Origin of the sequence: Amycolatopsis sp. NPDC006125 (assembly GCF_040614195.1) — a bacterium.
GTDB lineage: Bacteria > Actinomycetota > Actinomycetes > Mycobacteriales > Pseudonocardiaceae > Amycolatopsis_E > Amycolatopsis_E tucumanensis.
In genome coordinates this window covers 1-12,915 of record NZ_JBEXTZ010000026.1, presented here as the reverse complement: position 1 = coordinate 12,915, position 12,915 = coordinate 1, and the positions used below count along the sequence as shown (strand labels likewise).

The 12,915-nt window shown below is 72.6% G+C and carries 14 protein-coding genes and 1 pseudogene; 10 read left to right on the top strand and 5 right to left on the bottom strand.

The annotated features are described in order from the left end of the window. Positions 1–2 precede the first annotated feature (2 nt). Positions 3–959, top strand: coding sequence for a tetratricopeptide repeat protein (locus ABZ193_RS15580; RefSeq protein WP_354710288.1), 957 nt, complete (start codon positions 3–5; stop codon positions 957–959). A 44-nt stretch (positions 960–1,003) separates the two neighbouring features. Here ABZ193_RS15580 and ABZ193_RS15575 read toward each other — a convergent pair whose 3' ends face one another. Continuing rightward, a complete protein-coding gene (locus tag ABZ193_RS15575) occupies positions 1,004–1,729 on the bottom strand; it encodes an SDR family oxidoreductase (RefSeq protein WP_354710287.1) in 726 nt (241 codons plus the stop codon). Between the two features lie 85 nt (positions 1,730–1,814). Here ABZ193_RS15575 and ABZ193_RS15570 point away from each other — a divergent pair, with 85 nt between their 5' ends. Continuing rightward, positions 1,815–2,675 carry a LysR family transcriptional regulator gene (locus tag ABZ193_RS15570; protein ID WP_354710285.1) on the top strand — a complete coding sequence of 287 codons (861 nt, stop codon included), beginning with the start codon at positions 1,815–1,817 and terminating at the stop codon, positions 2,673–2,675. A 53-nt stretch (positions 2,676–2,728) separates the two neighbouring features. Here the strand turns inward: ABZ193_RS15570 and ABZ193_RS15565 are convergent, their stop codons facing one another. Next, positions 2,729–3,091, bottom strand: coding sequence for a DUF3817 domain-containing protein (locus ABZ193_RS15565; protein WP_020420191.1), 363 nt, complete (start codon positions 3,089–3,091; stop codon positions 2,729–2,731). A 246-nt stretch (positions 3,092–3,337) separates the two neighbouring features. On the opposite strand from ABZ193_RS15565, the gene ABZ193_RS15560 reads away from it, so the two are divergent. The 6 genes from ABZ193_RS15560 to ABZ193_RS15535 all read left to right on the top strand — a co-directional run bounded on the left by ABZ193_RS15560 (position 3,338) and on the right by ABZ193_RS15535 (position 9,495). Further along, positions 3,338–4,582, top strand: a complete 1,245-nt coding sequence (locus ABZ193_RS15560; RefSeq protein WP_354710283.1) for an aspartyl protease family protein — start codon at positions 3,338–3,340, stop codon at positions 4,580–4,582. Positions 4,583–4,684: 102 nt separating this feature from the next. After that, the gene (locus ABZ193_RS15555) at positions 4,685–5,668 is read left to right on the top strand and encodes a LacI family DNA-binding transcriptional regulator (protein ID WP_354710346.1); all 984 of its coding nucleotides are present in this window, start codon (positions 4,685–4,687) and stop codon (positions 5,666–5,668) included. Then, on the top strand, positions 5,665–6,690 hold the full coding sequence (locus ABZ193_RS15550) for a class I mannose-6-phosphate isomerase (protein ID WP_020420194.1): 1,026 nt from the start codon (positions 5,665–5,667) through the stop codon (positions 6,688–6,690). Before ABZ193_RS15555 ends, ABZ193_RS15550 begins: the two co-directional genes overlap by 4 nt. Then, a complete protein-coding gene (locus tag ABZ193_RS15545; RefSeq protein ID WP_020420195.1) occupies positions 6,690–7,457 on the top strand; it encodes an ATP-binding cassette domain-containing protein in 768 nt (255 codons plus the stop codon). Before ABZ193_RS15550 ends, ABZ193_RS15545 begins: the two co-directional genes overlap by 1 nt. Continuing rightward, on the top strand, positions 7,454–8,488 hold the full coding sequence (locus ABZ193_RS15540; RefSeq protein ID WP_354710282.1) for an ABC transporter permease: 1,035 nt from the start codon (positions 7,454–7,456) through the stop codon (positions 8,486–8,488). Before ABZ193_RS15545 ends, ABZ193_RS15540 begins: the two co-directional genes overlap by 4 nt. A 32-nt stretch (positions 8,489–8,520) precedes the next feature. Then, positions 8,521–9,495 (top strand): ABC transporter substrate-binding protein, encoded by a 975-nt coding sequence (locus ABZ193_RS15535; protein ID WP_020420197.1) that lies wholly within the window; start codon positions 8,521–8,523, stop codon positions 9,493–9,495. A 45-nt stretch (positions 9,496–9,540) separates the two neighbouring features. On the opposite strand, the gene ABZ193_RS15530 is transcribed toward ABZ193_RS15535, so the two are convergent. Together ABZ193_RS15530 and ABZ193_RS15525 are read right to left on the bottom strand one after the other, a co-directional pair. Next, positions 9,541–10,251, bottom strand: a complete 711-nt coding sequence (locus ABZ193_RS15530) for an isocitrate lyase/phosphoenolpyruvate mutase family protein (protein ID WP_354710280.1) — start codon at positions 10,249–10,251, stop codon at positions 9,541–9,543. After that, the gene (locus ABZ193_RS15525) at positions 10,248–10,712 is read right to left on the bottom strand and encodes a carboxymuconolactone decarboxylase family protein (RefSeq protein WP_354710278.1); all 465 of its coding nucleotides are present in this window, start codon (positions 10,710–10,712) and stop codon (positions 10,248–10,250) included. Before ABZ193_RS15525 ends, ABZ193_RS15530 begins: the two co-directional genes overlap by 4 nt. Before the next feature lie 46 nt (positions 10,713–10,758). On the opposite strand from ABZ193_RS15525, the gene ABZ193_RS15520 reads away from it, so the two are divergent. Further along, the gene (locus ABZ193_RS15520; protein WP_354710277.1) at positions 10,759–12,108 is read left to right on the top strand and encodes a PLP-dependent aminotransferase family protein; all 1,350 of its coding nucleotides are present in this window, start codon (positions 10,759–10,761) and stop codon (positions 12,106–12,108) included. Between the two features lies 1 nt (position 12,109). Here the strand turns inward: ABZ193_RS15520 and meaB are convergent. After that, positions 12,110–12,820 (bottom strand): annotated as a pseudogene (meaB, locus tag ABZ193_RS15515) (methylmalonyl Co-A mutase-associated GTPase MeaB); the annotation flags it as partial. On the opposite strand from meaB, the gene ABZ193_RS15510 reads away from it, so the two are divergent. After that, positions 12,726–12,915, top strand: a 190-nt coding sequence (locus ABZ193_RS15510) for a hypothetical protein (RefSeq protein WP_354710354.1), incomplete at its 3' end; no start/stop codon positions are given. The pseudogene meaB and the gene ABZ193_RS15510 overlap by 95 nt on opposite strands.

Below are 12,915 nucleotides of genomic sequence, written 5' to 3'. Positions count from 1 at the left end.
GCGTGACAAATCCACGCGCATCAGCAGCGAAGTCAGCCGCCATGTCCGCCGCGCTGTCCGGCGCGGTGGATCTGTCCGCGCTCAAGGCCAGGGCCGAGGCGCAGCGCAACGCCCCGCCGCCGTCGAGCGGCGCACCGGCCGGGGGCGGCGGCGCGGCGAGCGCCGCGGTCATCGACGTCACCGAGGCCACGTTCCAGGCCGAGGTCGTCGAGCGGTCGCTGCAGCAGCTCGTCGTCGTGGACCTGTGGGCCGACTGGTGCGGGCCGTGCAAGCAGCTGAGCCCGGTGCTGGAGCGGCTGGCCGAGCAGTCCGGCGGCGCCTGGGTGCTGGCGAAGGTCGACGTCGACGCCAACCCGCGCATCGCGCAGGTCTTCGGCGTCCAGTCGATTCCGACGGTCGTGGCGATCGCGGGCGGGCAGCCGGTCAACGCGTTCTCCGGCGCGCTGCCGGAGCCGGAGATCCGGCAGTGGCTGGACCAGCTGCTGGAGGCGCTGAAGGGCAAGTTGCCGGGCATCCCGCCGTCCGGGGCGGGCGGCGCCGAGGAGCCAGAGGACCCGCGCTTCACCGAGGCCGAGGCCGCGTTCGAGCGCGGCGACTTCGCCGCCGCCGAGGCCGCCTACCAGCGGATCCTGGACGTCGAGCCGGCCAACGAGCTGGCCAAGGCCGGTCTGGCGCAGGTCCGGTTCGCCGCCCGCGCGGCCGAGGCCGACCCGTCGGCCGTCACGCGCGCCGACGCGTCCCCGGACGACCTGGACGCCCAGTTCGCCGCTGCCGACTACGAGGTTGCGACGGGCAAGGTCGAGGACGGGTTCTCCCGGCTCATCGAGACCGTGCGCCGCACGGCGGGCCCGGACCGCAACCGCGTCCGCGAGCACCTGGTCGGCCTGTTCGACCTGTTCGACCCGGCCGACGAGCGCGTCGCGGCGGCCCGGCGGAACCTGGCGTCGGCCCTGTTCTGAGACGGCGTTCCCCGCGCCGCGAGGTGTGGCGCGGGGAGTGCGGTTCACCAGGGGATGACGCCGTCGTCGTCGAAGAAGCCGCCGCGCGGCCCGTCGTCGGGCAGGGTGGCGAGCCGGATCGCGATGGCCGCGCCCTGCTCGGGAGTCCGGGGCGCGGCGAAGCCGGTGAAGTCGGTCGCGACGTACCCGGGGCACGCGGCGTTGACGATGACGTTCGTGTCGGCGAGCGCCCGGGCGTACTGCACGGTGATGCTGTTGAGCATCGACTTCGACGGCGCGTACGCGGCCATCACCGGGCCGGTCCGCAGTGCCAGCGAGCCCATGTTGCTGGACATGTTGACGATGCGCGGCGAGCCGGCGCGGCGCAGCAGCGGGAGCATCGCGTTCGTCACCCGGACGACGCCGAACACGTTGGTGTCGAGGACGGTCCGGACGACGTCGAGGTCCAGTGTGGTCGGATCCTGCGCGCCGCCGTCGGTCCGGCCGCCGATGCCCGCGTTGTTGACCAGGACGTCGAGCCGTCCCGCTCTGCGCTCGATCGCCGCCGCGGCAGCCGCGACGCTGTCGTCGGAGGTGACGTCGAGGGCCACCCCGAACGCGTCGGCGCCCGCGGCGCGCAGCCGCTCGACGGCCTCCTCGCGGCGGGCGTCGTCACGCGCCCCGACGGCGACCGTGTGGCCGATCGCGCCGAGCCCCTGCGCGATGGCGTAACCGATTCCCTTGTTCGCGCCGGTGACCAGCGCGATCTTCGTGTCGTTCACGCGGCCCATGCTCGGCGCGCGGGAACGCGCTGTCCAAGATCAGCTCGCTATCCTGTGATACTCGGCAGGTATCAGCGCGCGTAGGCTCGAAACCGTGCGTGATCTGGAAACCCGCGAGCTCCGGTACTTCGTCACCGTCGCGGAGGAGCTGCACTTCGGCCGCGCCGCGGAGCGGCTCGGGATCGCGCAGCCGCCGCTCTCCCGCGCCATCCGGCAGCTGGAACAGCGGCTCGGCGCCCGGCTGCTCGACCGCGACCGCCGCGGGGTGGCGCTGACCGACGCCGGGCGGGTGCTGCTCCGCGAAGCCAGGGTGGCGCTCGACGCGGTCACGGCCGCCGCGCGCCGCACCCGCCGCGCCGCGGACCCGCACCGGCCGCTGGTGCTCGTGACGAAAGCCGGGGCGTCACATGAACTCCTGCAGCGGCTCCTGGACGCCGCCGCGGCCGAACCGGAGGTGCCGCCGGTCGAGGTCCTCCTGTGCGAAGTGGGCGAGCAGGCCGGGTTGCTGCGCGACGGGCGGGCCGACGTGGCGATCATGCACCGGCCGTTCGACGATCTCGCCGGCTTCGACACCGAGGACCTCGTCGTCGAAGGGCAGGTCGCGATCCTGCCCGCGGCGCACCCGCTCGCGGCCCGCGCGCAGCTCACGCTCGCCGAAGTCAGCGACGTCCCGGACCTGCCGATCGCGCGGTGGCCCCGGCTCGACGGCACCTACCCGCCCGGCCCCGGCCCGGAGGTGCGCACGCAGTCGCAGCTGGCCCAGCTCGTGGCACTGGGGCGGACGCTGCTCGTCATCCCCGCGTCCAGCCGGGCCTGGCAGTGGCCGGAGCACGTGGCGGTGCCCGTCGTCGACGCGCCGGAGGTCACGACCGTGCTCGCCTGGCCGGCGAGCAGCCGCTCAACCGCCGTCGCCGCACTCGTTCGCTCGGCGGCCGCGCTCAACGAGACGGCGTGACAGCACGAAGCGCCGCCGCCACGGGTCGTGGCGGCGGCGCTTCGCGGTGAAGATCAGGCGGAGACGGTGTCCCGGACGATCAGGCCGGTGCCGCCGTGGGTGAGGCGCTCCGGGCCGTCCAGCTTGCCGGTGCGCAGGGCCCAGGTCTCGAACCACCAGGTGAACAGCGGCGGGATGCTCGCCAGCAGCGCGGTGATCACGGTCTTCGGGCGCCAGCCGAGCGGCTTGAACACGGCCAGGGTGACGACCAGGTACACGACGAAGACGACGCCGTGGACCATGCCGAGCACCGGCACGCCGCCCTCGTTCGGGGCGTCGACGACGTACTTCAGGAACATCCCGATCAGCAAACCCGCCCAGGACAGCGCCTCGGCGACGGCGGCCACGCGGAACACGAGAGCGGCCTTGCTGGTCACTGCTTTCCTCCTTGTGAGAAGCACATGAGAAACGTCCGACTCCGGTCTACGTCAACCACGCTGTCGGACGCTTCGGTACCCAGTGTGAGGCGTGATGGTCCTCACGGGTACTTCGGGGGTCGTGATCATCATCACGAGCGGTCGTCCACAGAGGATCCGCGTAGCCACACGGTCACCCACGGAATATGGATCACGTATGACGCCGTCATCGGCCGACGATCGGCCCCCGCCGGTAGGCCTTGTGGCATGACACTCAGCCGACGCGGTTTCCTGTGGCGGGCCGGCCTGGCCACCGCCACTGTCCCACTGGTGACCTCCGGTCTCGCGAACGCGACCGAAGCCGACCCGGACCGGCTGTTCCGGGCCGGCTCGTTCGACGCCGCCGACCGCGGCTACGCCAAGCTGCTGCGCCGGGACCCGGCGAACGCCCGCGCGGCCGCCCAGCGCGGCTACATCGCCCTGCTGCACAACCGGTTTCCCGACGCGGAACGGTGTCTCTCCCGCGCGCTCGAACTGGTTCCCGGCGACGTCGACACGACCCGCAAGCTGGCGGAGTGCTTCGTCCGGCAGGACCGGCACGACCGCGCGGTGCCGTTGCTCGGGAGCACGCCGTTCGGGACGCAGTACGCCGCGTTGCGCGGCAAGCCGTGGGAGATCCGGGGGGCGACGGCGGTCCGGCTCCCCTTCATCGACCTCGATCCGCTGCCGACCGTCGAAGCGTCCCTCAACGGCGGTGAGCCCCGCCGGTTCCTCCTCGACACCTACGGCACGCTCGACCTGGACCAGCCGGTGGCCGACGAACTGGGCCTGCGCTCCCTCGCCACGGTTTCGGGTTACGCGGGCAACCGGCCGGTCACCATCCACCTCGGGATCCTCGACTCGATCCGGTTCGGCGACCTCGAAATCCGCAACATCCCCATGCAGTGGACGAACCAGCCCAAACCGGCGCTCCCGGACGGCGCGATTCCCGCGGGCGTGCTCGGCACGACGGTCTTCTACCGCCTGCTGACCACGATGGACTACGCCCGCCGCGCGCTGGTGCTGCGGCGCAAGGACGCCCCGTTCCGGCCAGGGCCGCGTGCCGCACGAGTGCCGCTGTGGCTGGCCGGGGACCACTACCCGTGCTCGCTGGGCAGCCTCAACGACTACGGGCCGAAGATCGTCACGCTGGACACCGGCGGCATCGCCCACGGCCTGGACACCACGGTCGAGATGGCCGAGCGGGCAGGCATCCCGGTGGACTACGCGAACCCCGGCGAGATCAACGGCAGGCCGGTCTACCCGATCACCGCCGAGCGGATCGCGCTGGGCCGGGCCGTCGGCCACGACGTGCGCGGGTCCGCGAGCGCCGGTCCCGTCGAAGGCACGCCGGGCCCCGGGCAGTCGGCGATGTTCGGGTTCGACATCATCGCCAACTTCACCCACGAGTTCTTCAAGCCGTTCGCCGTCACCTTCGACTACACCGGCATGAACTGCTACCTGGAACCCTGACCAGCCGGGCGGCGGTTGACACACCGCCGCCCGGTGGTGTGAAATCCACCCGCTATGACAACGTTGTCGTCGGGTCCGGGGAAGGCGTCGCGGCGCGCCACGATGAACGACGTCGCCCGTCTGGCCGGGGTGAGCATCAAGACGGTCTCGCGCGTGGTCAACGACGAGCCCGCCGTGCACCCGGAGACGGCCGAACGCGTCCTGGCCGCCATCGACGAGCTCGGGTTCCGGCGCAACCTCGGCGCGCGCAACCTGCGCCGCGGCTCGACCACCGGCACCATCGGCCTGGTGGTCGAGGACGTGGGCAACCCGTTCTACTCCGAGCTCACCCGCGCGGCCGAGAAGGTCGCCACCGCGTTCGGCAGGCACGTGCTGTCCGGCTCGTCGGAGGAGGACTCCGACCGTGAACGCGAGCTGGCGCTGGAATTCTGCTCCCGCCGGGTCGACGGGCTGCTCATCGTCCCGGCCGGCACCCAGCACGGCTACCTGCTGCCGGAGATGCGGGCGGGCACGCCGGTGGTGTTCGTGGACCGCCCGGCCGGGGACATCACCGCCGACACCGTGCTGGTCGACAACGCGGGCGGCACCGTCGAAGCGGTCGCCCACCTGGCCCGGCAGGGGCACCGCCGGATCGCCTTCGTCGGCGACCGGCCGGACATCTACACCGCCGCCGAGCGCCTGCGCGGCTACCGCGAGGGGTGCGCCCGCGCCGGGGTCCGCTTCGACGAGCGCCTCGCCATCCTGCGCCCGCCGGCCAGGCAGAGCGTCGCCGACGCGGTCGCCCGCCTGCTCGCCGGGCCGGACCCGGCGACCGCGATCATCGCGGGCAACAACCGCGTCACCGTCCACCTGCTGCGGGCGCTGGCCCATGTCGCGCCGCGCCCCGCCGTCGTCGGTTTCGACGACTTCGAACTCGCCGACCTGCTGGACCCGCCGGTGACCGTCGTCGCGCACGACGTGAGCCGTCTCGGGTCGGCGGCGGCCGAGCTGTTGTTCGCCCGCATCAACGGCGATGCCTCCGCACCGAGAAAGGTTGTCCTGCCCGTGCACCTCGTTCCCCGCGGCTCCGGTGAGGTGGCCCCGTGACCGCCCCGATCAAGCTCCCGGCCAACCAGCCCGCCCAGTTCTACCGCGGCGGCGCGGCGATCGCCGCGCTGCGCGGAGTGTCCGAACAGGACTCCGCCTTCGGCCCGGAGGACTGGGTCGCGTCGACCACGACGCGCTTCGGCCAGGAGGAGTCCGGGCTGACCCGGCTGCCCGACGGCCGCTGGCTGCGCGACGCCGTCCGCGACGACCCGGAGTCCTGGCTCGGCGCCGAGCACGTCGCCGCGTTCCGCGACTCCACCGCGCTGCTGGTCAAGCTGCTCGACGCCGGCCAGCGGCTGCCGGTGCACTTCCACCCCACCGACGCGTTCGCGCGCAAGCACTTCGACTCGCACTTCGGCAAGACCGAGGCCTGGATCGTCGTCGGCACCAGCGGCGACGACCCGCGCGTCTACCCCGGCTTCCGCGAGACGGTCAGCCCCGCCACCGTCGACGGCTGGGTGCGCGAGCAGGACACCGAGGCGATGCTCGGCGCGCTGAACAGCGTCCCGGTCCGCCCCGGCGACACGGTCTACATCCCGGCCGGCCTGCCGCACGCGATCGGCGCGGGCGTGTTCGTCGTCGAGCTGCAGCAGCCCACCGACTTCTCGCTGACCATCGAGTGGCGGAACTTCCTGGACGACCCGGACAAGGGGCACCTCGGCCTCGGCTTCGACACCGCGCTGCAGGCGCTCGACACCTCCGGCTGGGACGACGAGCGGCTGGCGGGCATCGTCAAGCACACCGCCGACGAGCCGGGGTCCACTGTGGACCTGCTGGCCGCGGGTTCGGCGGAGTTCTTCCGGGCCGACCAGCTCCGCCCGTCCCCCGCGCTCGCGCTCGACCCGTCGTTCGCCGTGTTCGTGGCGCTCGACGGGCAGGGCACGCTGCGCACCGAGCACGGCGGCGAGATCGCCGTGGCCAAGGGCGAGACGCTGGTCGTCCCGCACGCCGCCGGGCAGCTCGAACTGGCAGGCGACCTGACCGTCATCCGCTGCCGTCCCCCGGCCCCCGGAGCGCGCTGATGAACGACACCGTCCTGCTCGACGCGCGGAACCTGGTCAAGCACTACGGCTCGGTGGAGGCCCTGCGCGGCGCCTCCTTCCAGGCCCGCGCGGGTGAGGTGACCGCACTGATCGGGGACAACGGCGCGGGGAAGTCCACCCTCGTCAAGTGCCTGTCCGGCGCGGAGCAGCCGACCTCCGGCGAGATCCGGCTGGACGGCAGGACGGTGTCGCTCGACTCGCCGGTGACCGCGCGGCGCCTTGGCATCGAGACGGTGTACCAGGACCTCGCGGTCGCCCCGGAGCTCGATCCGGCGGCGAACCTGTTCCTCGGCAGGGAAATCCGACGCAAAGGCATACTCGGCAGGCTCGGCATGCTCGACAAGGCCGAGATGCGGCGGCGTGCGGTCGAGGAGTTCGACCGGCTGGGCGTGACGTTGCAGAGCACGGACGTGCCGATCGGCTCGCTGTCCGGCGGGCAGCGGCAGAGCGTCGCGGTGGCGCGGTCGGTGGTCTGGGCGTCGAAGGTCGTGTTCATGGACGAGCCGACCGCCGCGCTCGGCGTGGTGCAGCGCGAGCGGGTGCTGGACGTCATCCGGCGGGTCCGCGACGAGGGCATCGCGGTGGTGCTGATCAGCCACAACATGCCCGAGGTGCTGTCGGTGGCCGACCGGGTGGAGGTGCTGCGGCTGGGCACGCGCGTGGCCCGGTTCGTGGCGGCGGAGACCAAGCTCGAGGACCTGGTGGCGGCGATGACCGGCGCACTGACCCACGAGGAGGCGGCGTGAGCACGGCGGTCCAGACCGAGGTGAGCGGCGGGATCGGCAAGCGGTCCCTGGGACAGCGGCTGATCGGCGCCAACACGTTCTGGATCGCGCTGGTGCTGCTCGCGTTGATCGCGGTGTTCACGGTGCTGGCGCCGAACGAGTTCGCCACCGTGTTCACGTTCCAGACGCTGCTGATCGAGACGTCGGTGCTGCTGGTGCTGTCGGTCGGGATGACGTTCGTGATCATCACCTCCGGCATCGACCTGTCCGTCGGCTCGGTGCTGATCTTCGCCGGCATGGTGTGCGGCAAGACGATGGAGGCACTCTCCGGCGGCAACGCGAGCACGGCCGGGTGGGGCGTGATCACCGTCGGGCTGATCGCGGCGGTGCTGGCCGGCACGGCGTGGGGGCTGATCAACGGGTTCCTCATCGCGGTCGCGAAGATCCCGCCGCTGATCGTCACGCTCGGCTCGATGGGCGCCGCGCTGGGTGCGGCGTACCTGCTCAACGGCGGCTCCGACGTGCGCAGCGTGCCGACCACGCTCAACCGCACGCTCGGCTACGGCACGTCGTTCGGCGGCGTCCCGAACCTGGTGCTGGTGGCCGCGGTGATCACCCTGATCGGCGCGTGGCTGCTGCACACCACCCGGTTCGGCCGCTACACCTACGCCGTCGGCTCGAACGCCGAGGCCGCGCGCCGGGCCGGGATCGGCGTGACCGCGCACCTGCTCAAGGTGTACCTGTTGACCGGGTTTCTGGCCGGGGTGGCGGGTTTCCTGTCGCTGGCCTACTACGCCTCGACCACGATCACGGCGCACACCAACGACAACCTCAACGCGATCGCGGCGACCGTGATGGGCGGGACGAGCCTGTTCGGCGGGGTCGGGTCGGTGCTGGGCACGGTGATCGGGGTGTTCATCCCGGCGGTGCTGAAGAAGGGCTTCAACATCACGCACGTCCAGGACTTCTGGCAGATGATCGCGGTCGGCGCGGTGCTGGTGGCCGCGGTGTGGTTCGACCAACGGCGCCGCCGGGCGCGCAATTCCCGCTGAAATCCGTACAACGAGGTAGGGAGAGGGATCGGATGAAGTTGGCGCAGATCGCCGGACTGGCGGCGACCGCGGTGCTGCTGGCCGCTTGCGGATCGGGTCAGGTCGGCGGCTCCGGGGGCGCGGCACCGGAGAACAGCAAGCGGCTCACGCTCATCCCGGGCGTGCAGGCGGAGCCGTTCTACATCTCGATGCAGTGCGGCGCGCAGGCCGAGGCGCAGAAACTCGGCTACACCCTGGACACCTCGGCGCCGCAGAAGTTCGAGGCGGCGCTGCAGACGGAGAAGGTCAACGCACTGGGCTCGAACCCGCCTGCCGCGCTGCTCATCGCGCCGACCGACGACACGGCGATGCTCGCACCGATCCAGCAGGTCGCCTCGCGCGGCGTGAAGATCGTCGAGGTCGACACGGCGCTGAAGGACACCAGCGTGGCGCAGTCGTCGATCTCCTCGGACAACACGGCGGGCGGTCAGCTCGCGGCGGACACGCTGGCGCAGCTGGCAGGCGGGAAGTCCGGGTCGGTGCTGGTGCTGGACACGATCGCGGGCACCTCGACCACGAACGCGCGCGCGGCCGGGTTCGAGGAGCAGCTGAAGAAGTACCCGAACCTCAAGTCGGTCGGCATCCAGTTCACGCAGAACGAGCCGGAGCAGGCCGCGTCGAAGGTGACCGCGGCGCTCGCGTCGACCCCGGACCTGGTGGGGATCTTCGCGACGAACCTGAACACCGGCGAGGGCGCGGCGACGGGCCTGCGCAACGCAGGCAAGGTGGGCCAGGTCCAGCTGGTCGGCTTCGACGCCAGTCCGTCCGAAGTGGAGGGTCTGCGCAACGGCGAGTACCAGGCGCTGATCGCGCAGGACCCGGCGATGATCGGGCAGCAAGGCGTGCAGCAGGCGGTCGCCGCGCTGGAGGGCAAGCCGGTGACCCGCAACCTGACGGCGCCGCTGCACTCCATCACGAAGGCGAACATGGACGCCAACAGCCAGTACTTCTACAAGCAGTCCTGCTGAGGGGGCCGGGGAGGTGCGCCACTGGGGGTGCGCACCTCCCCGGTTTCACCGCAGCGTCTTCAGGTGCTCGGCCAGCCACCCGCGGGCGGCCCGCCACAACCCGGCGCCGAGCGAGATCCGCGCGACGCCCAGCTCGGCCAGCTCGGCGACGGGGCCGTTGGCGTTGACCGCGGCCGGGCTCACCGCACGCACGAACTCGGCCAGGACCTCGCGGTCGCGCAGCAGGATCGGGTACACGCAGTCCGCCCCGGCTTCGAGGTACGCCCGCGCGCGTTCGACCGCCTCCGGCAGCACGGCACGCGGGTCCGGCGCGCCGAGGAACACGTCGATGCGGGCGTTGATCACCAGGTCCCGCCCCGCGGCCGCGCGCACCGCCGCCAGCCGGGCGGCCTGCTCCTCGACCGGTCGCGGGGCGCCACGCGCATGGTCGGTGTCCTCGTAGTTGCACCCCACGGCGCCGGTCGCCAGCAGCCGTTCGGCGAACTCTTGTCCCTGCAGCCCGTAGCCGCTCTCGGCGTCGACCGTCACCGGCACCGACACCGCACGGGCGATGCGGGCCGCGGCGGCGAACATCTCCTCGGCGGGTGCGGCCTCGCCGTCCGGGTAGCCCAGCGCGGCGGCGACGGCGACCGACGACGTCGCCACCACCGGGAAGCCGGCCTCCTCGACCAGCCGCGCGGTGTCGGCGTCCCACGCGTTCGGCAGGAACAACGGCTTCCCCGGGACGTGCAGCGCCCGCAGCGCCTCGGCGCTCACTGGGGGTCCGCCGGGAGCGGCTTGTGGCTGGTGACGCCGAGCCGGTTGAACGCGTTGATCACCGTCGCCGCCCACGCGACCGCGACGTACTGCTCTTCGGTGAACACGCTGGTCGCCTGCTGGTAGACGTCGTCGGGCACGTCCTGGTCCTGCGGCAGCCGGGTCATCGCGTCGGTCAGCGCGAGCGCCGCGCGTTCCTGCTCGGTGTAGAGGTCGGTCTCCCACCAGGCGCTGAGCATGATGATCCGCCGCTCGCTCTCCCCCAGCTTGCGGGCGTCCCGCGAGTGCAGGTCGATGCAGTAGGCGCACCCGTTGAGCATCGACGCGCGGATCTTCACCAGCTCGATCAGCCGCTGGTCCAGCCCCGCGTTCGCGGCCGCCTTCTCGACGACGGTGTGCAGGTGGAGGATCGACTTGTAGGCCTCGGGCAGCGCGGCGGACAACTGGATTCGCTTGGTCATGACGACCACGCTATCCGCCGCTGGCACACGAGTATGGTCCAGTTCTGTGGCACGTTCGTGGTCCAGTTCCGACCTCCACCTCGACTGGTCGCCGTCCGCGGGCAGGCGCGGGCTGGCGGACGCGTTGCGCCGTGCCATCCGCGAAGGCCGCCTCGCGCCCGGGACGGCGCTGCCCTCGACACGAGCGCTGGCAGCCGACCTCGGCATCGCCCGCGGCACCGTCACCCGCGTCTACGGCGACCTGACCGCCGAGGGATACCTGAGCACCAGCCAGGGCGCGCCGACCCGCGTCGCCGCCGGCCCGCGCCCGTCCGCGGAACCCCGCGAGAAGTCCGGGCCGCCCACGTCCGCCTGGTTCCGGGACGCGCGCTGGGATCTGTTCCCCGGGCGGCCCGACCTGTCGTCGTTCCCGCGCACGGCGTGGGCGTCCGCGATGCGCCGGGTCCTGCAATCGCTGCCCGCCGGTTCGTTCGACTACGGCGACCCGGCCGGGCCGGCCGTGCTGCGCGAGGCCCTGGCCCGGTACCTCGCGCGCAGCCGCGGCGTGCTGGCCGACCCGGACCGGATCGTGGTGTGCGGCGGCTACTCCCACGCGATCAGCGTGCTCGGGCACCTGTTCGACGAGATCGCCTTCGAAGACCCGTCGCTGCCGGAGTTCCGCGACGGCGCGGCCAAGGGCGGCGCGAAGATCGTCACGGTGTCGGTGGACGAACGCGGCATCCGGGTGTCCGAACTGGACAGTCCGGTCGCGGTCGTGACGGCCGCGCACCAGTACCCGCTCGGGGTCACGCTCGCGCCGGAACGCCGGTCCGCGCTGGCCTGCTGGGCGGCCGCGGGCGGCCTCGTGATCGAGGACGACTACGACGGCGAGTTCCGGTTCGACCGCCAGCCGGTCGGGGCGCTGCAGTCGCTCGCGCCGGAGCGGATCATCTACGCGGGCGGCGTCAGCAAGACGCTCGCGCCGTCACTGCGGATCGGCTGGCTGGTCCTGCCGCGGCGCCTGGTCGGGCCGACGCTGGACACGATGACGGCGCTGGGCTGGCGGGCCCCGGTGATCGACCACCTGGCACTGGCGGACCTGCTGAACTCCGGGGTGTACGACCGGCACGTCCGGCAGCGCCGCGTCGCCTACCGCCGCCGCCGCGACCGGCTGATCGCCGCGCTGCCGCCGGGGTTCGTGCCGGAAGGCATCTCCGCGGGACTGCACCTCGTGCTGCGTGTGCCGGACGAAGCCGCTGTGCTGCGGGCGCTGCGCGCGCGATCGGTGGCGGTGGACTACCTGAGCCGCTACTGGACGGGCACCGGGCCCGGCGGACTGGTGATCGGCTACGCGACGCCGGCCGAGCACGCGTTCGGCCCGGCGGTGGAGGCTCTGGTGGACGGCCTGCGCGCCTGAGTCACCCGCGGTCGGCTCGCAGCGCCGCGAGCAGCTCGTCCGCCGCGGCGTACGGGTCCAGCTCGCGCTCGACGACCTTCTTCGCGACCGCGGGCAGGTGCCCGCCTCCGTGCAGGTCGGTCAGCCGCGCCTGCAGCTCGCGCAGCGCGATGGCCGCCACCTCGTCCGCGGCCCGCTCGGCGCGGCGGCGCTCCAGCTCCCCGTGCGAAGTCAGCCAGTCGTGGTGCTCGGACAGCGCCTTGACCAGGTCCTGCGCGCCTTCGCCGCGCGCGGCGACCGTCCGCACGATCGGCTGCCGCCAGCTCTCGCCGCGGATCTCCCGCCGCGCGTAGGCGATCATCTGCTTCAGGTCGCGCACCACGGTCTCCGCGCCGTCGCGGTCGGCCTTGTTCACCACGAACACGTCGGCGATCTCCAGCACCCCGGCCTTGGCCGCCTGGATCCCGTCGCCGAGCCCGGGCGCGAGCAGCACCACCGTGGTGTCGGCCAGCTTCACGACGTCCACTTCGGACTGCCCGACGCCGACGGTCTCGATCAGGATGACGTCGAACCCGGCGGCGTCGAGCACCCGCACCGCCTGCGGCGTCGCCCAGGACAGGCCGCCCAGGTGGCCGCGGGTGGCCATCGAGCGGATGAACACGCCCGGATCGGTGGCGTGCTCGGTCATCCGGATCCGGTCGCCGAGCAGCGCCCCGCCGGAGAACGGCGACGACGCGGCGGCGTTCGAAGATGCGGCGGTCGCCTTCGTCGAGGATTTCCCGTGCGGTGTCGGACAGTTCGTACCCGGCGACGCCGCCGACCTTCGCC